This is a genomic window from Neobacillus ginsengisoli (genome assembly GCF_030813055.1).
Genome location: NZ_JAUSTW010000002.1, coordinates 391,667 through 416,575 on the forward strand (window position 1 = coordinate 391,667; position 24,909 = coordinate 416,575).

General features: G+C 36.8%; 21 protein-coding genes. 18 read left to right on the top strand and 3 right to left on the bottom strand.

The window, feature by feature from the left end; all coding sequences use genetic code 11:
- The first annotated feature begins 6 nt into the window (after positions 1 to 6).
- The 14 genes from J2S10_RS07405 to J2S10_RS07470 all read left to right on the top strand — a co-directional run bounded on the left by J2S10_RS07405 (position 7) and on the right by J2S10_RS07470 (position 18,545).
- Positions 7 to 1,659 carry a copper resistance protein CopC gene (locus tag J2S10_RS07405; RefSeq protein WP_307405997.1) on the top strand — a complete coding sequence of 551 codons (1,653 nt, stop codon included), beginning with the start codon at positions 7 to 9 and terminating at the stop codon, positions 1,657 to 1,659.
- A 24-nt stretch (positions 1,660 to 1,683) separates the two neighbouring features.
- Positions 1,684 to 2,319, top strand: coding sequence for a YcnI family copper-binding membrane protein (locus J2S10_RS07410; protein WP_307405999.1), 636 nt, complete (start codon positions 1,684 to 1,686; stop codon positions 2,317 to 2,319).
- Between the two features lie 145 nt (positions 2,320 to 2,464).
- The gene (locus J2S10_RS07415) at positions 2,465 to 3,649 is read left to right on the top strand and encodes an MFS transporter (protein WP_307406001.1); all 1,185 of its coding nucleotides are present in this window, start codon (positions 2,465 to 2,467) and stop codon (positions 3,647 to 3,649) included.
- A gap of 203 nt (positions 3,650 to 3,852) precedes the next feature.
- Positions 3,853 to 5,022 carry an LL-diaminopimelate aminotransferase gene (locus J2S10_RS07420; RefSeq protein WP_307406004.1) on the top strand — a complete coding sequence of 390 codons (1,170 nt, stop codon included), beginning with the start codon at positions 3,853 to 3,855 and terminating at the stop codon, positions 5,020 to 5,022.
- A gap of 158 nt (positions 5,023 to 5,180) precedes the next feature.
- Positions 5,181 to 6,569 (top strand): cadherin-like beta sandwich domain-containing protein, encoded by a 1,389-nt coding sequence (locus J2S10_RS07425; RefSeq protein ID WP_307406005.1) that lies wholly within the window; start codon positions 5,181 to 5,183, stop codon positions 6,567 to 6,569.
- A gap of 157 nt (positions 6,570 to 6,726) precedes the next feature.
- Positions 6,727 to 9,489 (top strand): phosphoenolpyruvate carboxylase, encoded by a 2,763-nt coding sequence (ppc, locus tag J2S10_RS07430; protein WP_307406007.1) that lies wholly within the window; start codon positions 6,727 to 6,729, stop codon positions 9,487 to 9,489.
- A 268-nt stretch (positions 9,490 to 9,757) separates the two neighbouring features.
- Positions 9,758 to 10,195 (top strand): poly-beta-hydroxybutyrate-responsive repressor, encoded by a 438-nt coding sequence (gene phaQ / locus J2S10_RS07435; protein WP_307406008.1) that lies wholly within the window; start codon positions 9,758 to 9,760, stop codon positions 10,193 to 10,195.
- A complete protein-coding gene (locus J2S10_RS07440; protein ID WP_307406010.1) occupies positions 10,176 to 10,787 on the top strand; it encodes a hypothetical protein in 612 nt (203 codons plus the stop codon). The genes phaQ and J2S10_RS07440 overlap by 20 nt, the downstream gene beginning before the upstream one ends.
- A gap of 151 nt (positions 10,788 to 10,938) precedes the next feature.
- On the top strand, positions 10,939 to 11,484 hold the full coding sequence (locus J2S10_RS07445) for a hypothetical protein (protein WP_307406012.1): 546 nt from the start codon (positions 10,939 to 10,941) through the stop codon (positions 11,482 to 11,484).
- Positions 11,485 to 11,688: 204 nt separating this feature from the next.
- Complete coding sequence (locus tag J2S10_RS07450; protein ID WP_307406014.1) at positions 11,689 to 12,669, top strand: glycosyltransferase family 2 protein; 981 nt, start codon at positions 11,689 to 11,691, stop codon at positions 12,667 to 12,669.
- A gap of 59 nt (positions 12,670 to 12,728) precedes the next feature.
- Positions 12,729 to 13,607, top strand: a complete 879-nt coding sequence (gene galU, locus J2S10_RS07455) for a UTP--glucose-1-phosphate uridylyltransferase GalU (RefSeq protein WP_307406016.1) — start codon at positions 12,729 to 12,731, stop codon at positions 13,605 to 13,607.
- An 18-nt stretch (positions 13,608 to 13,625) separates the two neighbouring features.
- Complete coding sequence (locus J2S10_RS07460) at positions 13,626 to 15,821, top strand: glycosyltransferase family 39 protein (protein ID WP_307406018.1); 2,196 nt, start codon at positions 13,626 to 13,628, stop codon at positions 15,819 to 15,821.
- A 390-nt stretch (positions 15,822 to 16,211) separates the two neighbouring features.
- Positions 16,212 to 17,420, top strand: a complete 1,209-nt coding sequence (locus tag J2S10_RS07465) for a C40 family peptidase (RefSeq protein WP_307406020.1) — start codon at positions 16,212 to 16,214, stop codon at positions 17,418 to 17,420.
- A gap of 285 nt (positions 17,421 to 17,705) precedes the next feature.
- Positions 17,706 to 18,545, top strand: a complete 840-nt coding sequence (locus J2S10_RS07470) for an undecaprenyl-diphosphate phosphatase (protein ID WP_307406022.1) — start codon at positions 17,706 to 17,708, stop codon at positions 18,543 to 18,545.
- 176 nt (positions 18,546 to 18,721) lie between these two features.
- Here J2S10_RS07470 and J2S10_RS07475 read toward each other — a convergent pair whose 3' ends face one another.
- On the bottom strand, positions 18,722 to 19,531 hold the full coding sequence (locus J2S10_RS07475; RefSeq protein ID WP_307406024.1) for a glycerophosphodiester phosphodiesterase: 810 nt from the start codon (positions 19,529 to 19,531) through the stop codon (positions 18,722 to 18,724).
- Between the two features lie 250 nt (positions 19,532 to 19,781).
- On the opposite strand from J2S10_RS07475, the gene J2S10_RS07480 reads away from it, so the two are divergent.
- Both J2S10_RS07480 and J2S10_RS07485 read left to right on the top strand, forming a co-directional pair.
- Positions 19,782 to 19,877: a YjcZ family sporulation protein gene (locus J2S10_RS07480; protein WP_307406026.1), complete on the top strand. Its 96-nt coding sequence runs from the start codon at positions 19,782 to 19,784 to the stop codon at positions 19,875 to 19,877.
- A 21-nt stretch (positions 19,878 to 19,898) separates the two neighbouring features.
- Entirely contained in the window at positions 19,899 to 20,033 is a 135-nt protein-coding gene (locus tag J2S10_RS07485; RefSeq protein ID WP_307406028.1) for a YjcZ family sporulation protein, read from the top strand.
- Between the two features lie 51 nt (positions 20,034 to 20,084).
- Here the strand turns inward: J2S10_RS07485 and J2S10_RS07490 are convergent, their stop codons facing one another.
- Together J2S10_RS07490 and J2S10_RS07495 are read right to left on the bottom strand one after the other, a co-directional pair.
- The gene (locus tag J2S10_RS07490) at positions 20,085 to 20,489 is read right to left on the bottom strand and encodes a YkvA family protein (protein ID WP_307406030.1); all 405 of its coding nucleotides are present in this window, start codon (positions 20,487 to 20,489) and stop codon (positions 20,085 to 20,087) included.
- A 129-nt stretch (positions 20,490 to 20,618) separates the two neighbouring features.
- Entirely contained in the window at positions 20,619 to 22,358 is a 1,740-nt protein-coding gene (locus J2S10_RS07495; RefSeq protein ID WP_307406031.1) for an AAA family ATPase, read from the bottom strand.
- Between the two features lie 233 nt (positions 22,359 to 22,591).
- Between J2S10_RS07495 and J2S10_RS07500 the strand changes: the two genes are divergently transcribed.
- The gene (locus J2S10_RS07500) at positions 22,592 to 24,172 is read left to right on the top strand and encodes a peptide chain release factor 3 (RefSeq protein ID WP_307406033.1); all 1,581 of its coding nucleotides are present in this window, start codon (positions 22,592 to 22,594) and stop codon (positions 24,170 to 24,172) included.
- Positions 24,173 to 24,347: 175 nt separating this feature from the next.
- A complete protein-coding gene (locus tag J2S10_RS07505; protein WP_307406035.1) occupies positions 24,348 to 24,815 on the top strand; it encodes a hypothetical protein in 468 nt (155 codons plus the stop codon).
- Positions 24,816 to 24,909: the final 94 nt, after the last annotated feature.

The window sequence follows — 24,909 nt, forward strand, 5'->3', positions numbered from 1 at the left end:
GATGGATTGAATATAAAAAAGAAAAGCAGCATCTTTGTGTTAATTTTATACCTTTTTCTTTTTTTATTTCCATCTGTTTCGTCTGCTCATGCGTATATCTTAAAGTCTGCACCATTTGAAAATGAGATATTAAAATCGTCTCCGCTGAAGGTAACAATTCAGTTTGACGAATCTATTCAGCCTGTTTTTAACTCACTTCAAGTATACGACTCAAAGGGAAATCAAATAGATCAAAAAAACGGTCATATTAATTCCAAAAATTCATCTATTCTAGAAGCAGATTTAAAGAAAAATTTGCCGAAAGGTACGTATCGGATTCAATGGAAAGTGGTTTCGAATGATGGGCACCCCGTTCAGGGAGTTATTCCCTTTCAAATTGGAGGGGGGAGCAAGGTTCATAGCTCAACCACGTTACCTGCCGGAACGCAAGGCTATACTCCCCATGGAGATCTTATTTTCATTCGGTGGTTCCAATATTTAAGTAATGCATGTTTTGTTGGGATGCTTTTTTTGTACCTATTGGTATTGCCAAAGGAATTGCGGAAAAATCCTTTATTTAAAACTATCTTCATTAGGATTATATGGCTCTCATACTTCTTTTTACTAGTTAGTATCATTTTAAGTTTACCATTACAGGCCGTGATAGAATCCGGCACAGCATGGAGTAAAGTGCTTCACACGCAAACATTAAGTGATATCATTTCAAATACTTTGTTTGGACATACATGGATTATCCAAATGGTCATCCTGTTTACACTTGCCGTATCAAATAATCTTTTAAGTCTCAATCGAATCACTAAACTAATTGGACAATGGCTTTGTTTTTCTTTAGGAATAGGATTGTTGCTTACAAAAGCTTTAACCGGCCACGCTTCTTCAACAACTAATAAAATTCTATCGATCTCAATGGATTTCTTTCATTTATTTGCTGCGTCCATTTGGATTGGAAGTTTGATTGGCATTGTTGCATTACTGCCATTGCGAAAAAATATCGAGACGAACCAATTATACTTTAAACTAATTCAGAGGTTTTCCAAATGGGGAATCATACTTGTTCTGCTTTTATCCTTTACGGGTGTTTTCTCCAGTTTTACATTCATTCCTAACCTTCCTTCGCTGATACATACGAATTATGGAAGAGTACTGTTGAGTAAGGTGGTATTGCTTTTCTTGATGCTAATACTTGCCGCGGTCAATTTTGTTAAAGGAAAAAGAGGGAAAGAAAAAGAGCTAAAAACTTCTCTTATTGGGGAGTTAGCAATAGGGGTCGTCGTTTTGATGCTTTCTGTAATTCTAACGAATTTGCCGACAGCGATTTCCTCTCCCGGGCCGTTTTACGAAACAAAAACAGTAAATGGAAATATCGTTTCTTTAAAAGTAACACCAAACATTATCGGCGAAAATGTCTTTACGGTGGCTTTAAAAAATAGTAAAGGTCAACCATTGAAAAGCGTTGAGCAGGTAACCCTTACTTTTACCTCACTTGAAATGGGTATGGGGGATGCTTCAGTAAGATTGCCAAAATCCTCAAAGGGCCTTTACGAAGTAAAGGGCATGCATTTCAATATGGCAGGCCGCTGGAACGTTCATATTCATATCCTGACGACTACCCTTGATAATATCGATACAGATTTCCGCTGTATTGTAGGAAGTCAATAATACACTTAATCGAGGAGAATTCAAATGAAAAATATGATAAAAAAGCTCACAAAAATTTTTATTCCAACCGTTATTAGCCTATTTTTCTTTTCAAGTATTGCCAGCGCACATGTTACGGTAGCGCCTAAAACATCATCAACAGGGGCATGGGAAACGTACACCTTAAAAGTACCGGTAGAAAAGGATGTTCCAACGACAAAAGTTACAGTGAAGGTACCATCAGGACTGGAAATTGAATCTTATCAGCCGGTTCCAGGCTGGAATTACACCACTGAAAAAGATTCAAGCGGGAAAGTAATTACGTTTACATTTGAAGCAACTGGAGCCGGGATTCTTCCTGGGCAATTCCAACAATTCGTATTTGTCGCTAAAAACCCTAATCAGGCAACAAAAGCTGCTTGGGATGCTTATCAATATTACAAAGATGGAAGTGTCGTTGAATGGACAGGGGATGAAACAGCTAAAACACCTCATTCCATTACGGATATCGTGAAAGCTGCATCAACCGATCAACATAATATGCAGAATATGACTAAGACAACAGAAAAGGCTAGTAAGAAAGATGTAACCCAATCGACTAGCTCACTTCCTACTATTTTATCTGTAGTTGCCGTTTTATTATCATTAATAGCCCTACTTATGTCATTCCGAAAAAAATAATATATCTATTTGAAATAGCAGAGGGTAGAATTTCTATCTTCTGTTTTTTTTATAAGGATTTCTTAAGGTTAGTCATAAAGTTTTTGTCATTTTTCATATGAATCATGAGATATAAAATAAGGGAGGGAAGGGGGAGGGAACACAAATGAAAAATAAATTATCCTACTTATTAGGCTCAATGATAAGCAATTTCGGAGATGGAATTCAACAAATTGCAATTATATGGTATATATACCATTTAACCGGCCAAGCTTTATCGATTGGATTCATGATTGCCATCTATTATTTGCCAAGTATACTCATAACTCCATTTGTTGCTGTGTATGTCGACCATCATAAATCGAAAAATATTGTCGTCACAACTGATATCCTTCGGTTTTTAATTGTTTTAGGTATGTCAACGCTAATCTTTTTTAAGACTGAATCAATCTTACTTGTTTATTTTCTACAATTTTTATTAGCCATCTGTTATACCGTTTACAAACCGGCTGAACAGTCATTTATTAAAGAATCCTTCTCCGATAAGGATATCCCCTTTGTGATTTCCAAATCATCTTCCCTTAATGAAGTTGCTGTTATTGCAGGTTCAGCGGTTTCCGGGGTCTTTTTAATCAAGCTATCATTATTTTCCGGATTTTTTATAAATTCATTAACCTTTTTAATCGCGGGATTATTTTTTTTTCAGGTGATACGTCTAAATGAGAAAAAGGTAAATCACACAAAAATAAACTATATTTCTGAATTGGTTTCTGGTTGTCATTTTATTAACAAAACGGCTGGAATGAAATATCTCCTCTTCCTATCGATATTAAATAGTATTAGTATTCAAATGACGACGACGATTTTGCTGCCGCTTGCTGAAATTTTTAAAGGGAGAAGCGGTCTTTATTCCTTATTCGATATTTCCTTTGCTGTTGGCGGGATCATTTCGGGAATGATTGTAACTTTCTTTCTAAGGCACTTTAAACAAAAAAGCATCATTTTTACCATGACGGGCATGGCAATCTCCTCATTATTGTTATATTTTAATCGAATGGATTTAATAGCTGCCACTTTCATTTTTTTACTGGGACTGTTTACAATGTCACATTTAATTATTACCCAAACATTAATTCAATTGAATTCAACGAAAGAATATATCGCTAGAGTGGTTGGCCTAAGGACGATACTCGCTTCAATGGTTAAAATTACTTCTGCTCTCACAACCGGAATACTCATCTCTAAAGTAGGCGTGTTCAATAACTTTCTATTCTTTACAGCAATCTTATTCGTCAGCTTCTTCACTCTGAAAGGTTTAAAAAATGTCCATTTGTCACAAGAATTAACGTAATAAAATCAAATGCATTTAAAAAATTCAGGAAAAATTGGTTATTCCCCGGTTTTTATTTTTTACAAACAGTGGATTTCCAAAATTAAAATCAAATTTTATTAAACTAAAAAATTTTGTTAAAATAATTTTGAATTATTATTTTATATAAAAAAGAATGAATTTTCTAAGAGATAATTAAAAATGAAAAATTGAGGAGCGTGTCTATGAATCTCTTTGCATCGAATAAAGTCCAAAAATTGACTGCCAGTATCTTTCAAGAGGTGGCTGACCGGAAACAAGAAGCAATAAAAAAAGGCATGGATGTCATCGATTTAAGTGTGGGGAGCCCTGATTTACCACCACCGCCTTTTGTTGTTGATACCCTTGTTAAATACGCAACCGACTCAACAAAATATGGTTATACATTAAAGGGAATTTCTGAATTCCATGATGCCGTATGTTATTTTTTAGAGCGTTATTCGGTGGATCTTGAATCTGAAAAAGAAGTCCTTCAGCTTATGGGGTCCCAGGATGGTCTTGCACATTTAGCAACGGCCCTAATCAATCCCGGTGAATATGTTTTGGTTCCGGACCCGGGTTATCCGATTTATGAAGCAAGCGTTACGATTGCCGGCGGTGTAATTTACCCGATGCCATTATTAGCGGAAAATAAATTTTTACCTATTCTTGAAGATATCCCCTTAGAAGTATTAGAGAAAACAAAAATGATGATTCTTAGTTATCCCGGAAACCCGGTAACTGCTCTAGCTGACAAAACCTTTTTTGAAAAAGTTGTTAAATTTGCTAAGCAGCACAACATTTTAGTTGTCCATGATTTTGCCTATTCTGAATTGATTTTCGATCATCATCCGCAAATTAGTTTTATGTCCATCCCGGGTGCGAGGGAGATTGGCATTGAATTCAATTCACTTTCAAAAACATTCAATATGGCCGGATGCCGTATAGGCTATGTTGTCGGTAATGAACAGGCAATCAAAATTCTGGGTACATTAAAATCACATATCGACTATGGCATTTTTTATCCGATACAACAATCAGCTGTAATGGCACTTACTTCTGATTATTGCAATCTTCAAGAACAAAAGAAGATTTATGAAAAACGCCGGGACGCTTTAATTACAGGACTTGAAAAAAGTGGATGGCATGTGACAAAGTCACCGGCTACAATGTTTGTTTGGGCAAAAATCCCTGTTGGTTGGAAATCCCGGCAGTTTGCCTTTGAATTAATTGACCAAGCGGGGGTTGCAGTAGTACCGGGTGATGCATTTGGAAAACTAGGGGAAGGTTATGTACGGATTGCCTTGGTTCAACCGCCCGAAAGACTGCTGGATGCTGCAGACCGGATACATGAATTTCTTAAGACATATGCATAACCCAAAAATAACAATGGCCTTCAATTTGAAGGTTTTTTCCACTATTGATAGCTTGTATTTTTTAAAGAAAAAATTAAGAAAAAGTTAAGCATCGAATGGTATAGTTAGTCCAAATTATAGCTAACTATTAGAAAGCGTAAACTTAGGAGGAGTACGGAATGCTTACAAAGGTGCGAAACGGTAGAGGAGTGAATTTGATTCTTGTTGTGTCAATGATTGGCATGGGGTCGTTCTCGTACATACCAACTGCATACGCAGCAATGGATCAAAACGCTGTTAACACTACTTCAGTAGAACAGCAGAATACAAACACTTTGTCTAAGTTAGAAATTAAAGATGTCAAACTGGATCAGACCTTTTCACCCGATGTCAAAACCTATACGGCTACTGTTGAAAATAACGTTGAAGAAATTTCTTTGCATGTAGAAAGTGATAATCCACAGGCGAAGATTACCATTAATGGGCAGCCTGTCATAAGTGGGACGGATGGAACTTATTCTGTCCATACAGGTGAGAATACTTTTTTAATAACGGTTGATGATAACAGCCAGACACCGAATACGTATACCCTTACGATGACGAAAAAGCAAAATAATAATAATCTTCTTCAAGATATTAAACTATCAAAAGGAGAATTATCTCCGAAATTTGATTCCCAGATTACGGAATACACTGTCCAGGAAACCAATGATGTCGAGTCTATTACCTTTACACCGGAAACAGTTGAGAAGACATCTACAATAATGGTAAATGATAGTTTAGTAAATTCAGATGGCAAGTTGGTTCAGCTTCCTGTTGGAAAATCCGATATTACGATCGTAGTTACAGCAGAAAATGGTGATAAAAAAACCTATATTCTCCATGTAACGAGAGAGGATAAAAAAGTTATTCCAACACCGGTTCTAACGAAGCCAATATCTAAGACTTCCAGTTCTGCTAATAAAAATCATACCGCAACCAATACCAAGAGCCAGACTAGCTTCAAAAATAGAAATAACACTTTAAAGAAATCTACAACACAGCAAAATGGTTCTTTCGTGCAAAAAGGTTCTTTCGTGCAAAAAACAAGTACGGCAATCCTATCTTCCTTAACTGTGTCAAGCGGCACATGGAACGAAACGTTTTCATCTAGTACCTATACTTACCATGTTGCTGTTTCAAGTGATATAACAACAGTTACAATCAATCCAGGTGCAAAGTATAGCGATGCAGCGGTTTCAATAAATGGTGGAAGTGGAGAAACTGTTCAGTTAGATGGCAGTAAAACAATTGTTCCTGTTATCGTAACAAGGGGTACGGATCGAAAAACCTACGTCTTGGTTTTTGATAGGGCTGTTCCACAAGCTGCCGCAACAACTGCAACAACTGTCACTGCCAATACGACTGTAACTAGTTCAACAAGTACATCGGATACTAATTCAGGCAGTGATAAGGCATCTGTTCAAACAACTATGTGGAATAATGGACGGAAAAATAATAATACTTCAACTTCTTTATGGAGCCGAATAGTGGATAGTATTTCTTCTTTTTTCAGTAAGCTCTTTTAATATTCAAACCTGCCTGTTGGCAGGTTTTTTTCGTATTTTCGATTTTTTTTTCTTTCTTTGAAAAAAAGTAAGATATTTTTTTTAACATGTTTCATGAATTTATGTTATATTTATAATTAAAATTTATTGAATTTTTTGATTTAAGGAAGGTGAGAGTATGTCTACAGAATTGAAGTTGAATGAAAGCAGTCTTCCATTGCGCCGAGATGTTAAATTACTTGGCCAAATGCTTGGTGAGATTCTAGTCAATCATGGTGGATCTGAACTTTTTGACAAAGTGGAAAAAATACGAATGATGTGTAAATCGCTTCGAAACCAATTTGACAAAGAAATCTATTTAGAATTAAAAGATGAAATTGCTAAGCTTAGTTCTCCAATGCGTAAGCAAATCATTCGGGCGTTTTCGATGTACTTCCATTTAATTAATGCAGCTGAACTAAACCATCGCATTCGCAGGAGAAGACAATATCAACTTCAGGATGAAAAAATTGTCCAACCCGCTTCGATTGAAAGTGCAATTCTTTCACTTAAAGAGAACAATGTAAAGGAAGAACTAATTCAAGATGCACTTAATAGCTTGTCACTTGAACTGGTAATTACTGCCCATCCAACTGAGGCAACAAAGCGTTCAATTCTAGAAATTCAACAGCGAATTGCTGATATTTTAAAAAATCTCGACCACCCATTACTAACAAATAGAGAACGAAAAAATCTGGAAGGTCGCTTGTTCAATGAAGTAACAATTCTATGGCAGACAGATGAATTGCGTCATCATAAGCCGACAGTATTAGATGAGGTACGAAACGGGCTCTATTATTTTGATCAGACACTTTTTGATGTTCTACCCGAAATCCATCGTGAATTAGAAGCTTGTTTAGAGAAAAATTACTCTCATACGAGCTGGGAAGTTCCCAATTTCCTTCGTTTTGGTTCATGGATTGGCGGAGACCGCGATGGGAATCCAAATGTTACACACGAGGTAACATGGGAGACACTGAACAGGCAGAGAAGGCTTGTCTTAAAAAAATATAAAAATGTTTTAGTAGATTTGATGAAACGATATAGTCAGTCCACGACAAGGATTGGAGTAAGTGATGAGCTTCTTCAATTCCTGGAGGAGAAGGAAGGCCAATTTTTAACTGATGAGAAAAAATGGGCTGTTAAAACGGAAGTCTATCGCCGTGTATTTGCCCTTATTATCGAACGGGTGAAACAAGTAGGGAAGTCAGACATCGGTTATAAAACTGCAGATGAATTATTAGAGGATTTGTATGTCATTAAGAGAAGTTTAAAACAACATCATCCTGCCGCACATGAATTAGAAACGATCCAAAATCTGATTCGCCAAGTACAATTATTTGGATTCCATTTAGCAACACTTGATATTCGTAACCATAGCGGTGAACACGAGGCGGCGATTACAGAGATATTAAGAAAAGTCAATATGGCCGAAAATTATGCTGAACTTTCTGAAGAAGAAAAAATCAAGATATTACAAAATATCCTTTTAGACCCACGTCCGCTACTTTTACTAAATGAAGATTATTCTTCTGAAACACAAGAAATGATTAAAGTGTTTCAAATGATTAAAGATGCCCATGACGAATTTGGAAAACGGTCTATCACGGTTTATCTTGTTAGTATGACGAAATCGCCAAGCGATTTATTGGAAGTACTGGTTTTAGCGAAAGAAGCTGGACTTTATCGACTTCATGCAGATGGAACGGTAGAAAGCCATTTAAATGTTGCCCCGTTGCTAGAAACAATTGGTGATTTAACGGCTGGACCAAAAATCATGGAAACTCTGTTTGAGATGCCTCTATATCGCAATCATTTACAGAGGATGGGGGATCTGCAGGAAATTATGTTAGGTTACTCCGATGGAAGCAAAGACGGTGGCACCTTAACAGCTAACTGGAAATTATATAAAGCGCAAATTGAAATCCACGAAATGGCAAAAAGATATCAAATTGGCCTTAAATTCTTCCATGGTAGAGGAGGCTCTTTAGGTCGCGGCGGCGGTCCATTAAATAAGAGTATTCTATCACAACCTGCTGAAACAATTGGTGATGGAGTGAAAATTACTGAGCAAGGAGAAGTATTGTCTTCCCGCTACCTGCTTGAAGATATTGCCTATCGAAGCTTAGAGCAGGCAACATCCACCTTGCTCAAAACTGCCACACATGTTTCGAAAGTGGCAGACCAAGGACAATTCCGAGCTGAAGCATGGGAATGTGCAATTGAAGAAATTTCAAAAGAGTCTTATATCAAATACCAATCACTTGTTTTTGGTGACCCTGATTTCCTAACTTATTTTAACGAGGCTACACCACTAAGAGAGATTGGAGACTTAAATATTGGCTCTAGACCAATGAGCCGCAAAAATAAGGGTAGATTTGAAGATTTAAGAGCAATCCCATGGGTATTCGCATGGACGCAAAGCCGTCAATTGCTGCCGGCCTGGTATGCGGCAGGAACAGGTTTAGAAAGCTTTGCTTCAAAAAATGTGAAAAACTTATATCTTTTACAGCAAATGTATGAAAAATGGCCTTTCTTTCAATCGACCATTGATAATTTGCAAATGGCATTAATGAAAGCTGATATTACAACAGCTAAAGAATATTTAACACTTGTAGAAGACCAAAACATTGCTGAGCGGATTTTTACAAATATCTTAGATGAATATGAAAGAACAAAAGCTATTCTTCTCAAAATTACAAGTGACCAAGAATTACTGGATCATACACCAAACATTCAGGAATCTGTTCACAGAAGAAATCCATATGTGGACCCATTAAACTTTTTACAAGTAGAATTAATTAAAGAATTACGAAGCCTGGACGATCCTAATGAAGAACTATTAACGCAAGTATTATTAACAATTAGTGGTATCTCTGCCGGCTTACGTAATACAGGTTGATCTACGAATTAAAAACCACAAACTTCAATTTGGAGTTTGTGGTTTTTTTATATTTTAAACTTTTTGTAAATTAAAGCGAAATCAATGAATATTCATTTATTTTTTAAGAAAATTCGATAATTTATTTACACCTTTTTTATTTTGGTCTATTCCTAGAGTAAGGAATTTCAAATCATTAAAATACTGCTTTTTAATGTATTTATATGAAACACATTTGACAAAATATAACCCATAGGTGTAAAATACATATAGGTGAGGTGATAAAGATTTGGTAAACCAAGACAATCAAACAGTCAATCCTTCAAAAAACTTTGTTCTGCCATTTATTTTATTGCTTCTTAGTAGAATGTCTCTTCATGGGTATGAACTAAGTCAAAAGCTTCAAGCATTCGGTTTTAAAACGATTGACCAGGGGAACCTTTACAGGCAACTAAGACAGTTAGAAAAGGATGAGCTAGTCTCATCAGAATGGGATACAAATGGAAGCGGTCCTGCAAAAAGAAGGTATTCAATTACAAAAGGCGGTATTACATACTTAAAAAGCTATGCCAATCAACTAGAATCATACCAATCTTTACTGGATCAATTTTTCAATATGTATTCTAGTTTCCTTGAGCTCTACATTCCTTCATTACAAAAGAAGGATCCAATAGAGAAAATAAATAAGTTAAACAGGAGGAAGAACAATGGCACAGAAGAAGAATGAGGCTGTTTCAGCTGCAAATGATAATATAATTACAACAGCAGAGGAAACCAATGCCGGAGGTTTATTTGTTAACACATTTTGGGATTTCTTTGAACAATCAAGTGCAAGGACGAGACAAGTTCGGGAAAGCCAAGAGGATGCTTATATTAAAGCATTAAGAGAGGTTATAAAATTTAATAAGCAATACAGAAAGTCAATTGCCAATCTCTATGAGCAGTCTAAGAAAACAAACAATGATATTGTTACAGGACTAATGAACCAATTTACTTCCAGCAAAGAAGTAATGAATGAAGTAGTTAGCTTGGATTCGGCTCAAACATTTGAAAGCGAAGAACTTAAAAACCAGCTTAAAGAGGTTACCAATCAGTTGGAAAATCTTGCACTTACTCCAATAAAATCTGTGGTTCATTTGATTGACCAATTTGAGGATAATATTGAAAAAAATGCTGAATCCGGCATTGAATATTCTCGTGAACGCCGAGATGCATGGCAGCAGGTTGAAGATGAATATGTTAAGCTAGCCCGCAATACACACTATGATATGGTTGAGCGCGGTAAAAACAGCCTTAAAGAGCTTGTGAAGGCTAGATAACTACTTAAAAATTGAATTGGTGATTACATTTTAAAAATCAAGGCATGAGAAAATTCTCATGCCTTTTATATTGTTGCAATTTTAAAAAAATTCCCTATAATAAATGTATGCAATTCTTTTCAATGTCCTTATATAAAGGGGTTGACCTTGATTGGCAGTTTATAGTCATTCACTTATTTTACCGGAAAAAGAGATTGATTTTTTATTAGATTTATTGCCAATTTCAAAAAAACACACCCCTGATATATACATATTTGATCGTTGGCAGTCGATTGTCTCGCTTGCAGGAAAAAATAGCGATATATCCAGTCGATATAATTTATTTAAAAATATTATAAGGTCATCGATTTTTTCAAGCTATAATTACAAACAAAGCATGATATTTATTTATCTTTTTAACCTGCCTTATCAAGAACCTTTCTTAAAAAAACTTCATGGCGTTTTTTGTTTATTCCACGAGATCAGACACCATCATCAATTCATCACAGAAGAATCTCACTTTTTAACATCTCTATCGGACCAATCATTAACCGATTCCTCCTATTCACTTACATGGGTTGAAAAGGATGCCAATAAATATGCCGTAAAATGGATGAGAAGAAATCGGAGAGAAATAAATGAAAAATTTCAGCTTCCCACACCACAATGGGATGTGGGGGTAAATGAAAAAAACAAACTTAGAATTTTGACGAATTGAAATTCTAAAGTCATTTCCTAAAACTAGCAGCCTTAAATCCTTTTATATAAAGGGGTTTAAGGCTTTTTTTTAGGCAGTTTATTTTAGGACGGACTTGTTTTTTTGTTACAAATTTTAAGAATTATTTAAGGATACTCAGTTAAAGTGATGGCAGATTAAACAATTAAAACATTCGTCAGTATTTCGAAGAAAGGAGAAATAGAAATGGTTCAAAATATAAAATACTCGATCATTATTCCTGTATACAACGAAGAGCAGGTTATCCATCAAACATATCAGCGGTTAAAAACAGTTATGAATTCCACAGGGGCATCCTATGAGCTACTTTTTGTAAATGATGGAAGCATGGATCAAACAGAAGAAAGTCTTATTGATATTAGAGGAATGGATGAAACTGTAAAATTGCTTAATTTTTCGAGGAACTTTGGACACCAAATTGCAATTTCTGCCGGGATGGATTATGCACGAGGTGAGGCAGTTGTAATCATTGATGCGGATTTGCAAGACCCTCCTGAACTTATTTTAGACATGATCGAAAAGTGGATGGAAGGCTTTGATGTTGTCTATGCAAAAAGGATCAATCGAAAAGGTGAAACCTTTTTTAAAAAGAAAACAGCTTCAATGTTTTACCGTACACTTCGGGGAATGACAGATATAGATATTCCGATGGACACTGGTGATTTTCGCTTGATGGATCGGAAGGTCGTCGATCAGATGAAGAATATTCGTGAAAAAAATCGTTTTGTAAGAGGGTTAGCAAGTTGGGTAGGTTTCCGCCAGACCGCTATCGAGTATGAACGCGAAGAGAGATTTGCAGGTGAAACAAAGTATCCATTAAAAAAGATGCTAAAGTTGTCTTTGGACGGAATCACCTCGTTTTCATATAAGCCTTTAAAGCTTGCCGGTTACACAGGCTTCTTACTATCTGTTGTGGGATTTATATACATGTTTACCGTTTTATATTTAAAAATTTTTACTAAGCAAACGGTTTCGGGGTGGTCATCACTAATCATTATTCAATTAGTTTTTAGCGGCTTCATGTTAATGATTCTCGGAGTTATTGGAGAATACATCGGACGGATTTACGATGAAACAAAAGACCGCCCCCTTTATATCGTTCGCGATTCATATGGTTTGCAACACTCAAAAAGAAAAGCTACGAAAAGTATCGGGCATTATGAATAAACAATGCCATTCTTGAATCTTGTTTTTCAAAAGCGAATCAATTAAGGAGGAAGACATAAATGAAAATAAGAAAAGCAGTTATTCCGGTGGCCGGTTTAGGGACAAGGTTTTTACCTGCAACGAAAGCCCAGCCGAAAGAAATGCTGCCCATTGTTGATAAACCGGCTGTTCAATATATTGTTGAGGAAGCGGTAAAGTCCGGAATAGATAATATAATTTTTGTAACAGGAAGAAATAAAAAAGCGATTGAGGACCATTTTGATAAATCAGTTGAACTCGAACAGCTGCTTTTGGAAAAAGAAAAATTTAGATTACTGGATGAAGTACAAAGTATATCGAATATGGCCACCATCCATTACATTCGTCAAAAAGAACCATTAGGATTGGGGCATGCCGTTTTATGCGCGAAGGAATTTATCGGTAATGAACCATTTGCAGTCCTTCTGGGAGATGACATTATGCCGTCAGACCCTCCGGCACTAAAACAATTGATAGAGAAATTCGAGCAATACGAAAAACAAATTATTGGTGTCAAGCATGTACCTATGGAAGAAGTAAGTAAATACGGAATCATTCATTCTTACGGGTATAAGGAAGGCGTTAGAGAAGTAAATGACTTGGTAGAAAAACCCTCTATTGAATTAGCTCCTTCTCAATTTGCAGTAATGGGCAGATATATTTTAAAGCCTTCTATTTTTCCTATATTAGAAAAGTTAGAAAAAGGAGCGGGAAATGAAATCCAATTAACTGACGCTCTAAGAGAAATATGCTTTACAGAACGGCTTCTTGCACTTGAACTGGAAGGAAAGCGTTATGATATTGGCGACAAATTTGGCTATATTCAGGCGATAATGGAAATTGGTTTAACCCGTCAAGAACTTCGGCCTCAACTGTTGAATTATTTACAAGGCTTACTGGAGTCAGAGCATGTTTATTAAAGTGAAAGGATTAACTATATGAAAAAAGCTTTAAAGAAGGTTGATTTCCGGCTGGCAGGGATTCTCTTTTTATCCCTTATATTAAATTTTTATAATTTAAAAAATGCAGGCTCTAACACCTACTATACCGCTGCAGTAAAGAGTATGATGCAGAATTTCCATGCCTTTTTCTATGCATCCTTTGACCCGCAAGGATTCATTACTGTTGATAAACCGCCGGTAGCATTATGGATTCAAACACTAAGTGCTTCTATTTTTGGGTTAAGTGACTTTAGTGTATTGCTTCCGGAAGCAATAGCAGGTGTCATTTCTGTTTATCTTATGTATGTTTTAGTGAAACCGAAGTTTGGGAGAGCAGCTGCATTACTATCAAGTCTTGTATTATCATGTTCACCAATTTTTGTTGCCGTGGTTAGAACAAATAACGTGGATAGCATCCTGATTTTAACATTATTAATAGCAACTTGGGCGCTAATGAAATCCGTTGAAAAGCAAAAAGCGGGTTGGTTAATTCTAAGTGTAACATTGATTGGCATTGGTTTTAATATAAAAATGCTTCAGGCATATATGGTTGTGCCGGCAATGTATTTATTTTACTGGATCGCGGTAAAAGCAAAATGGACAAAGAAGTTGAAAAATTTATTATTCGCAACTATTGTTTTGGCAGTTGTATCATTGTCATGGGCTGTTGCGGTTGATCTTGTTCCGGAGAATGAACGGCCTTATATCGGAAGCAGTCAAACGAATTCGGTTCTTGAACTGGCACTTGGCTACAATGGAATTTCACGTTTAACGGGAATGAACAATGGTGCTGGAAGCAACCGCACAAATTCGACAAAACCGTCAAATAAAAGTGTTACAAGTATTTCCCAACAAAGTGGGAATCAGCAAGGAAAGAACCTACAAGCCAATAAAAACAATGTCAGTAACAAACAGGTTAACTCTGGACAAGATAGTTTGCCATCCGGGTCACAAGGAACGGCCACTAATCAGGTTCAAGGAAACCAAGGACAGTTTGGAAACGGGGGACCGCCTCCTAACTTTCAAGGTAATGGAAACGGTAATATGAGAGGACAGGGCGGGTCTGGAGGGATGTTCGGTACAGGAAATCCCGGTGTATTACGACTTTTTTCAACTGAGCTATCAGGGCAAATTAGTTGGTTATTGCCATTTGTTCTTTTTGCCGTTATTGGATTATTTACTGAATTACGCGAAAATAAGAAATTTGATTTACAAAGCAAAGTTGCAGCCTTCTGGCTGGCTTGGTTAGTACCAATGATGATTTTCTTCAGTATAGCGGGCTTCTTTCACCAGTATTATTTAAGTATGATGGGACCAGCGATTGCAGCATTAGTAGGAATTGGTTGGACAGTTAATTGGAAAGCATTCAAGATTAAAGAAGGCTGGAAATCCTGGTTATTACCAATTTCGGTTCTTACGACTTTTCTTTTTGAAGCTTTAATCTTATATCAAAATTCGATATCACAACCTCTGATTTTGGCGACGGTGATAGCTGGAATATTCTTCTTTGCTGTCCTAATTCAAATTAGGAAGAAAGAAAGTTTTTCACCTAATTTACCGATGGTTGGAATTCTGGCCATGCTGGTTCTGCCGTTATACTGGACTGGAATTACCATAAATACTTCAGGAAATTCTATGACTCCAATAGCTGGTCCACATCATTCATGGTTTGGAGGAATGAATGCCGGAGGACCAATGGCTGGGAATATGGGAGGATCGTCAAATAATTCTACCTCTAATCAAGATGCTAATAGTGTTCCAGTTAGTGGAACAGTAAATAATAGTCGGAAGGGGGGAGGTCCTGGATCCGTACTAAACTCATCGTTACTTTCGTATCTTAAAAAACATTATAATGGTGAGAAATATTTCTTAGCTACAGACAGCACCCAATCAGCGGCACCGTATATCTTAAATACAAACTACGCTGTAATGGCAATGGGGGGCTTTTCAGGAAGTGACCCTGCACTTACCCCTGTGAAGTTAGCGAAAATGGCGAAATCCGGTGAAATTAAATACTTCTTACTATCAGGTAGAGGAGGAATGGGCCGAGACCAAAGCCAAGCTGTTACACAATGGATCAAGGATAACTGTATTGAGGTCCTAAGCAGCGAATGGCAATCCAATTCTTCATCTCAAAGCCAAGCGTCATTTGGCGGGATTGGCGGCGAAACGTTATACGTCTATAAAGGATAGATGTTCATAGATAGATTTAAAAGAGGCTGGCCCTGTGTCAGCCTTTTTTTGTGTTTTCTATTAGGCCTGAAATTACCGATTTAAAGCAATATTTTATAATTTTCCTATTTAAAAATGAACAATTTGTTAAAAACCTATTAAATATGACCTTTGAAACACAAATGTAATATTCCTATAACTTATTTGACAAATTTAGATGATATACTTCTAATTACAACAAAATAGGATGAAAATGGGTAATATTTATGATATTCGACTGAGATTTTTGTAGATTAATAGATTCTAAATGGACTACTATACATAGAAATTTGTCAAATTACGTTGAAATTCATTTGTTAGTTAAAAAAATACATTGAATTGATTTGATAATTGGAAAGCAGGGAAATCGAAATGAAAAAAAAGATAACTGCACTTAGTACGATAATTATGCTTGGACTTGGAAGCGCTTTTTCTATTCCATCAGCGATGGCTGCTACTAATGACCCGCAAAACATAAAAGGTCAGCGGTCAGGGGTTCAAGCCGGAATCACGAAAGCAAATGCAGAAATTTCTCAAGTTCAGGATGAACTTGCTCAATTAAATGCTCAAATTAATCGGGTAGATCAGGCCATTAAAGATAATAATAACATGATCACGCAAACTGAAGAGAATATGAAAACTTCTCAGTCTGAGGTACTTCAGCTTCAACAAGAAGTTACGGTTATAAAGGAAAGAATTGCGAAACGAAATGAAGTATTGAAAAAACGGGCCCTTTCCTATCAGGAAAGCGGTGGAGATGTTAGCTATTTGGACGTTTTCCTGGGTGCTTCAAGCTTCAGTGATTTGGTTGAACGGATTGGGGCTGTTGCAACAATCGTCCAAGCAGACTCTGATTTGGTAAAACAGCATGAAGCGGATAAGCAGGAAGTCGAAAAAAAGCAAGCTTCAGTTGAAAAAAAACTGGCGGACCTCAAGAGCATGAAGACAGACCTTGAGGGAATGCAGGCCCAAATTATGGATCAAAAAGCGCAAAATGATACCTTAAAGGAAGAATTAAAAAAGAAAGAACAAGATAAATTATCACAAAAGGCCGATTTGCAAAATCAAGATTCAAGTTTAGCAGCGCAAGAAACTCAGCTTCAACAAACGGCTTCAAGCCAAACTACTGCTAATTCTAACTCTTCGATGAATATCTCAATTTCAACCGGTTCAATGCCGGCAGCTAGCGGATCGATAAGTGATGTAATCAATGCAGGGTATCGTTATATCGGAAATTCTGTTTATGTATTTGGCGGCGGTAGAACAGCCTATGATATTGCCAATGGTAGATTTGACTGTTCCGGATTTGTGCACTGGGCATTTTCTCAAGCTGGAATCAGTGTAGGAACAAGTACAGATTCCTTGAAAAATGCAGGAACAAGAGTGTCTGCAAGCCAAATGCGTCCCGGAGACCTAGTTTTCTTTAATACTTATAAAACAGATGGGCATGTGGGAATTTATCTTGGTGGAGGTAAATTCATTGGCTCACAAAGCTCAACAGGTGTTGCGGTTGCAGATATGTCTTCCAGTTACTGGAAAGAGAAGTTTAACGGTCGTGTTGTTCGTATAATAAATAATTAATAGAAATAAGAAGCGAGGCCATTTATAAACGGCCTCGCTTCTTTTTTACACAATGGTCCCTAAAGAAGGGGTTTAAAATGCTATCGGAAAAAATCAATTGAATTAATTTTATAAGTAGTTCACGATTTATGTAAATCGCTTTTTTTCATTAAATCCTATTTACCAAAAATAAAAACGATGGAAAAATATATATATTTGCCAAAGGAGTAAAAAATTGAGTAAACTAGGATAGTTATTGTCTCATTCGAATTATTAAAAAAATAATTGTTAGGAGAAATTGCTAAAATGGATTTTCTTATGCTTATTAAAGCCATTATTTTAGGGTTAGTGGAGGGATTAACAGAATTTGCACCTGTATCATCGACAGGACACATGATCATTGTTGATGATATGTGGATCAAAACTGAACACTTTTTATCCACCCATGCAGCTCACACGTTTAAAGTAGTCATTCAGCTTGGTTCCGTTCTCGCTGCTGTTGTGTATTTTAGAGAACGTTTTTTCGATCTTTTAGGTTTGAAACGCCTAAATAGAGAGTCTGTAGAAGGGCAAAGTCAGGGGCACCTTAAATTAACCCAGGTAATTGTCGGATTAATCCCTGCCGGCGTTTTAGGAGTTCTGTTTAATGACTATATTGATGCTCACTTATTTTCAACTAAAACTGTATTAATTGGTTTAGTCCTTGGAGCCGTCTTAATGATTATCGCTGACCTAATCGGTCCGAAGAATCCGAAAGTACAGTCGGTTGATCAAATTACCTATAAACAGGCTTTGATTGTCGGACTTTTTCAATGTCTATCACTTTGGCCAGGATTTTCCCGTTCTGGGTCAACGATTTCTGCAGGTGTTCTTTCCGGAATGAACCATCGTGCTGCAGCTGATTTTACTTTTATTATGGCTGTTCCAATTATGGCGGGAGCAAGTCTTTTATCCCTGTTGCATAATTGGCATTATATGACTGCTGATTTGCTTCCGTTTTTTATTGCCGGCTTTATTAGTGCTTTTGTGTTTGCGCTTTTATCAATCCGCTTTTTCTTAAAGCTTATTAATAAAATTAAACTTTTACCCTTCGCGGTTTATCGAATCGTGTTAGCGATTGTAATTTCCTTTGTATTATTCTTTTAGAAAAAGAGGCTGTCCCTTAAAGTCAGTTCTCATATGATCAGAAAAATCCAACAGCCAAACGGTTGTTGGATTTTTCTTTTATTGATATTTACGGAGGGTTTTTGCGACATAAAGTAATAATAGTAGTGGGGATGTAGGTAGAAATTGCGATAAATACAGTCTTTATTCGTATTTTTCTAAAAGTAATCAGGAAAATCACTAACGATCCCATCAAGATGAAGTTGTTGAAGTGCTTTCATTTCTTGCTTATTCTTCACTGTCCAAATGATTGTTTTGAAGCCATTGCGATGGAGTCTTCTAATTAATCGAGGGTTTACCATTGTAATTTTGGGATTTACATAGGAGGCATAATGAGAAAAAGAATTCAATTCTTTATTCGATATTCCCCTGCCTGTATTTTTGATAAGGACGCCAATTGGTATGGAAGGCATAAGGTTATGAAAGCGTTTCAAAGATTTTCTGTCAAAGGATTGAACAATTATTTTATGTTCTTCTGTGAGTCTTTGGGTTCTTTTTTTTAGTTCCTTAGCCACTTTTTCCTCGATTCCCGGGTAAAGAGATGGTTTCTTTAATTCGATGACTATACCTGTTTTTCCAGCGAAATTTTCTAGAAATTCTTTGAAAGAAGGGATTCTTTCTCCTGAGAACGTTGGGTTAAACCAGCTTCCTGCATCAAGTGCTTGAATTTCTTGTAAAGTAAAATCCTTTACTTTGCCCTTACCATCGGTTGTTCGATTAACAGTGGAATCATGGATAACAACCAGTTCACCATCCCTTGTCATCTGCACATCAATTTCCAGGTAATCTACGCCCATTTCCAGCGCTTTATTAAAGGATGCAAATGTATTTTCAGGGCAATATCCGGCAGCACCTCTGTGACCAATTTTCAATGGAGTTTGCCGGTTTTTGAATTTTCTTCCATCTCTTTTCAAGATCCTGTGGGAATTCTTAAAAATTAAGAATAATAAACGGACAGCATACCTCAATTTATTTGCTCCTGTCATATCTATTTGTGAACATGGTAAAAAAAACAAAACCTTTTGTCAATCTCCATCTCCTTCTAATCAATTTCTATCGTAGAAATATTAAATTTGTAACCATAGTTATATTTGTCCAAGCAAAACGGAAATAGGCTTATTCTTTTTTTTCAAAAGAAGGTAATTTGGATAGGTGTCTATCGCACATTTTTGGCCGGGTGAATAGGATATATAGAATTTACAAAAGGAGGTAATGAAAATGTCTGGGGTTGCAGGTGGCGGATTTGCCCTACTGGTCGTATTATTTATTTTGTTAATCATTATCGGTGCTTCTTGGGGTTGCGGATTCTATTAATATAAACTGGAGGTTTTGAAGATGTTTGGATATGGCTATGGTGGATGCGGTTATGGTTATGGTGGCTGCGGTTATGGATTTGGCGGCGGTTTTGCGTTAATCGTTGTATTATTCATTCTATTGATTATCGTAGGTGCAGCCTGCTTTAGATGGTAAAATGATAAAATTATAAATTGTCTAACCCTCTTGATTATTCAAGAGGGTTTTCTAGCTTGAGGATATTAGTTTTTTCCATTTTTTGTATTCATCTAATTCCTTTGATACCTTCTTAATGGTATACCCGATCACTGCTGCATCGTCAACGATTCCGATACCAACAATAAAATCCGGTATTACATCAATTGGGGAAACAAAATATAGGACGGCACCAATGACAGTAAGTAAAGTGCTGTTTGAAACGTTTTTATATTCGCCCTTCGAATAGGACTTAATCAACTCAAGGAATAATTGAAGTTTATCCCATGCTTCTCCCAAAGTCCCTTTCCTTTTATTTGCTTTTTTTATTGCTTTACTTAACAGACCTTCAGTTTTTTCCGGGTTGTTAAGATAATCCTTCGCTTTATCTTCGTATTTTGCCCTTGTTTTTGCATTAGGCTCTTTTATTTCGAACATCCGTTTCACTCCCTTATGAGGAATACGTTTTTAGTTTGTCACGAAAATGGGAAATCCATTTAGGTAAAGTTAGTTTGATGGATAGAATGCATAAAAAAATCAGGCATCAAATGAGGCCTGATCCATTTTTTATGCAAAAACTAAATTTTCTGTAATTGATTCATTAGTTCCCCGCACAATATTTTCCACTTCATAACCTTCAAGGGTTTCTTTCCTTAATAATGCATCAACTAATTGCTGATACTGATGTTGATGGTTATTAATAAGACCTTCTGCCATTTCTAAACCTTTTTCAAAAAGCTCTTGCATTTTTGCTTCTTTATCCTGTTTATTAAAGGTCAGTGTAAAGCCGTTTTGAAGCATTCCTGTATCGACCATTTGTTCAATAATATGTTTTGCTTGCTGAACGTCGCCACTCACGCCAATACTATGCTCGCCAAGAAATAATCTCTCGGCTACACCGCCTGCTAACACCATGGCAATTCGGTCTAAAAGGTCGCTTGTAGTAGACAAATGAAGTTCTTTTGGAATGGGTGCCACATAACCGAGTGCCTCACCCCGTGGGATGATAGTTGCTTTTCTGACAGAACCGGGCTTTGTTAACGATGCGACAATCGCATGACCCGCCTCATGGATGGCAACTCTTCGTTTTGTTTCTTGGTCCTGCAACGAACGAGATGTACTTCCCAAGATGGTTCGATCAAGCGCATAATCAAGGTCTTGTTTCTGTATAACGTTCTGCCCATTACGTACTGCCCGTCGGCTTGCTGTTTCAAAGAGTGATTGAAGTTCGGCACCGGAAAAACCTGATGTGCTTTCAGCTAAATCATCCAGAGAAGAAAGAACATTTTCTGCAAGTGACTTTCCTTTTGTATGGATGTCAATGATTTCTTTCCTTCCCTTTGTATCCGGAAGCGGTACATGAAAAGAGAAGTCGATTCTTCCTGGACGGAGGAAGGCTTCATCCAACATATCTTTTCTGTTGGTTGCTGCAATAAATAAAATGCCATCATTCGAATGGCCGCCATCAAGCTGAACAAGGAGTTCTGTTAAGGTCTTTTCTGCTTCCTCACCGCCATGGGCTTTCCTTCTTCCTGCAAGTGCGTCAACTTCATCGATAAAAATAACAGCCGGACCCTGCTTTCGTGCTGTTTGGAATAATGATCGGACACGACTTGCACCGACACCGACAAAAAGTTCATTAAAGGCAGATCCGCTTGTGGAAAAGAAAGCTGCATTCAGTTCACGGGCGATTGCCTGAGCAAGTAAAGTCTTACCGGTACCGGGCGGTCCGTATAACAAAATTCCTTTTGGCGGTTTAATGCCCATTTTGCTTGCTCGTTCTGGTTCTTTTAACGTTGAGAGTGTTTGCAGAATTTCTTCTTTCATTTCTTCTCCAAGTCCGCCTACATCTTCTAAACTAATGGTCGGAAGTGGACGTGATTTAGCCACACTATTTTTCATTGAATTGGAGATACCAAAACCGCCTTTTGCTTTTTGAATGGCAAAAGCAGCCACAACAAGCGCTAGGATGACACCGCCCATAATCCAATTTCCATAGGCACTGCTAGTTGAATAAGAATAATTTATATTATATTTTTCCACCAGTTTGTCCACCATTTGGCTATTGGGTGGAACGTGTGAAACATATTTAGCATTCCCGGCTTTTATATGGATGCTTCCATCAGACTGTTCAGTAAGAGAAACTGTTTTTCCCTGTTGATTTTGAATTGTTTTTTCCACTGAAGAGAATGGGATAACAACTTCATCATTCGAGGTTTGGATCACCCAAACAATTCCGGCAATGATTAATATAAACGCTGCGATGAGCGGAATAAACTTTGAAACTATTTTTTTGCTTTGATTCAATTAAGTCATCTCCTTAAAATGAGTCATATATCTATTATAAAAGGATTTTAATAAAATGCAGGTGGGAATCGGTGGAAAGTGACAATTTCATATTCTGGTGAATAAGCGCAATTGAGGTTGATGTTGTCAAAATAATTATTGGCCAAAATATGAATGATTGCAAAGTTACCGATAGAGAGATAAGATTGAAGTTATGGATAAAATTATTTGTTGTCAAAAGAGAGGAAGACAAGATGGGTAACAATTTTAAAGAAGAAGTATTATCGCGCCGGACATTTGCCATTATTTCTCACCCGGATGCTGGTAAAACGACACTGACTGAAAAATTATTATTGTTCGGCGGTGCTATTCGTGATGCAGGAACCGTAAAAGCGAAAAAAACCGGAAAATTCGCGACAAGTGACTGGATGGAAATTGAAAAGCAACGGGGAATTTCCGTTACTTCCAGTGTTATGCAATTTGACTATGATGGATTTCGCGTCAATATATTGGATACCCCTGGACACCAGGATTTTAGTGAAGATACGTATCGGACTTTGATGGCGGTTGATAGTGCAGTAATGATCATCGATTCAGCAAAAGGGATCGAGGAACAAACACTTAAGCTATTCAAGGTTTGCCGCATGCGTGGTATTCCGATTTTTACTTTTATGAATAAGCTTGACCGCCAAGGGAAGTCACCGCTTGAGCTCCTTGCTGAATTGGAAGAGGTTCTTGGGATTGAATCGTATCCAATGAACTGGCCGATTGGGATGGGGAAAGAGTTTTTAGGAATTTACGACAGGTATCATAATCGAGTAGAACAATTCCGTGTAAATGAAGAGGAACGATTTATTCCATTAAATGAAGATGGTGAAATTGAAGGAGATCATCCATTAAAATTGTCTGGACTTTATGATCAAACTCTTGATGAAATAATGCTTCTAAATGAAGCGGGAAATGATTTCTCAGCAGAAAAAGTGGCTGATGGTAACTTGACGCCCGTTTTTTTTGGTAGTGCTCTAACAAACTTTGGGGTACAAACGTTTCTTGAATCATATCTCCAATTTGCTCCACCGCCGAAAGCACGTAATTCATCGATTGGTGAAATTAATCCTCTGGGAGAGCAATTTTCAGGTTTTGTTTTTAAGATTCAAGCAAACATGAATCCTGCCCATCGTGACCGGATTGCCTTTGTCAGGATTTGTTCTGGGAAATTTGAGCGGGGTATGACGGTGAATATTCCTCGTTTAGGTAAACAATTAAAGCTTTCACAATCAACTTCATTTATGGCGGAAGAACGGAATACTGTCGATGAGGCCGTAAGTGGAGATATTATCGGTCTTTATGATACGGGTACCTATCAAATAGGTGATACTCTGACGACCGGAAAAGATGATTTTCAATATGAGAGACTGCCGCAATTTACACCGGAACTGTATGTAAGGGTATCAGCTAAAAATGTTATGAAGCAAAAGTCCTTTTATAAGGGAATACAGCAGCTTGTTCAAGAAGGTGCGATTCAGCTTTATAAAACCATTAAAACGGATGATTATCTGTTGGGTGCGGTAGGACAGCTGCAATTTGAAGTATTCGAGCATCGAATGAAAAATGAGTATAATGCCGAGGTTTTAATGGAACGCATGGGTTCAAAAATTGCCAGATGGGTTGAAGGCGATACAGTCGATGAGAATCTTTCCAGCTCCAGAAGTCTGCTTGTGAAAGATCGTTATGATCACTATGTCTTTTTATTTGAAAACGACTTTGCACTTAGATGGTTCCAAGAAAAAAATCCAACTGTTAAACTGTACAATCCAATGGATCAGCATGAATAAAAGCGGCGGGAAAAGTCCCGCTGTTTTTTTATATTTATTAATTTAGACTGCTAAAGAAAAGTTAAATAAATTCCTATTTTTGTGGTCAGTTCCGTTAATTTGTCAATTAACTGGATAAGCTAAATTCAGAATGTCTTTTGCTCTCAAAAATTGCCTTATGAAGCGAGATTGTACAATGAAAAAAATGAGTAAATTAGAAGCAATTTTATGGAATATTGCTTTTCCGGGATTCAGTCAATTATTAACAGGTCAGTATATCAAAGGTGTTTTGTTTGTTGCACTGGAATTTATAATGAATGTTAACAGTCGCTTTAACCAAGCAATTATGTATAGCTTCCTTGGCGAAATCGATCACGCAGAGGCGATAACGAATTATCAATGGCTTATGTTTTATCCGTGTGTGTATATGTTTGCAATGTGGGATGCATACCGATCAGCTATGCCATCTGATGAAAAGTTCTCTTTCTTGCCGTTTGTTTTTTGCGCCTATTTTGTCACCGTTGGATTAATGGTTTCACCAAAGGTTACCATTTTAAAGTATCACCTAGGGCCTGTTTTTTTACCGATGTTATTTTTACTACCCGGATTAATCATTGGCTTTTTAATCAAATTTCTTTTATCCATAAAATTTCATGAAAATTAAAATTCCTTAATAAAAGCTTCAAATCAGACAATTCTGGTTTGAAGCTTTTTTGTTAAAAATAATTTTTTTTTAAACCCCCACAACCTATTTAAGA

Excerpts from the sequence above, each read along its gene's own strand:
- J2S10_RS07485 (WP_307406028.1), top strand. The coding sequence starts at position 19,899 with ATGTTTGGATATGGCTATGGTGGATGCGGTTATGGTTATGGTGGCTGC.
- J2S10_RS07440 (WP_307406010.1), top strand. The coding sequence starts at position 10,176 with ATGGCACAGAAGAAGAATGAGGCTGTTTCAGCTGCAAATGATAATATA.
- J2S10_RS07420 (WP_307406004.1), top strand. The coding sequence starts at position 3,853 with ATGAATCTCTTTGCATCGAATAAAGTCCAAAAATTGACTGCCAGTATC.
- J2S10_RS07465 (WP_307406020.1), top strand. The coding sequence starts at position 16,212 with ATGAAAAAAAAGATAACTGCACTTAGTACGATAATTATGCTTGGACTT.
- J2S10_RS07480 (WP_307406026.1), top strand. The coding sequence starts at position 19,782 with ATGTCTGGGGTTGCAGGTGGCGGATTTGCCCTACTGGTCGTATTATTT.
- ppc (WP_307406007.1), top strand. The coding sequence starts at position 6,727 with ATGTCTACAGAATTGAAGTTGAATGAAAGCAGTCTTCCATTGCGCCGA.
- J2S10_RS07490 (WP_307406030.1), bottom strand. The coding sequence starts at position 20,489 with ATGTTCGAAATAAAAGAGCCTAATGCAAAAACAAGGGCAAAATACGAA.
- J2S10_RS07500 (WP_307406033.1), top strand. The coding sequence starts at position 22,592 with ATGGGTAACAATTTTAAAGAAGAAGTATTATCGCGCCGGACATTTGCC.
- J2S10_RS07505 (WP_307406035.1), top strand. The coding sequence starts at position 24,348 with ATGAAAAAAATGAGTAAATTAGAAGCAATTTTATGGAATATTGCTTTT.
- J2S10_RS07470 (WP_307406022.1), top strand. The coding sequence starts at position 17,706 with ATGGATTTTCTTATGCTTATTAAAGCCATTATTTTAGGGTTAGTGGAG.
- galU (WP_307406016.1), top strand. The coding sequence starts at position 12,729 with ATGAAAATAAGAAAAGCAGTTATTCCGGTGGCCGGTTTAGGGACAAGG.
- J2S10_RS07460 (WP_307406018.1), top strand. The coding sequence starts at position 13,626 with ATGAAAAAAGCTTTAAAGAAGGTTGATTTCCGGCTGGCAGGGATTCTC.
- J2S10_RS07415 (WP_307406001.1), top strand. The coding sequence starts at position 2,465 with ATGAAAAATAAATTATCCTACTTATTAGGCTCAATGATAAGCAATTTC.
- J2S10_RS07410 (WP_307405999.1), top strand. The coding sequence starts at position 1,684 with ATGAAAAATATGATAAAAAAGCTCACAAAAATTTTTATTCCAACCGTT.
- J2S10_RS07425 (WP_307406005.1), top strand. The coding sequence starts at position 5,181 with ATGCTTACAAAGGTGCGAAACGGTAGAGGAGTGAATTTGATTCTTGTT.
- J2S10_RS07450 (WP_307406014.1), top strand. The coding sequence starts at position 11,689 with ATGGTTCAAAATATAAAATACTCGATCATTATTCCTGTATACAACGAA.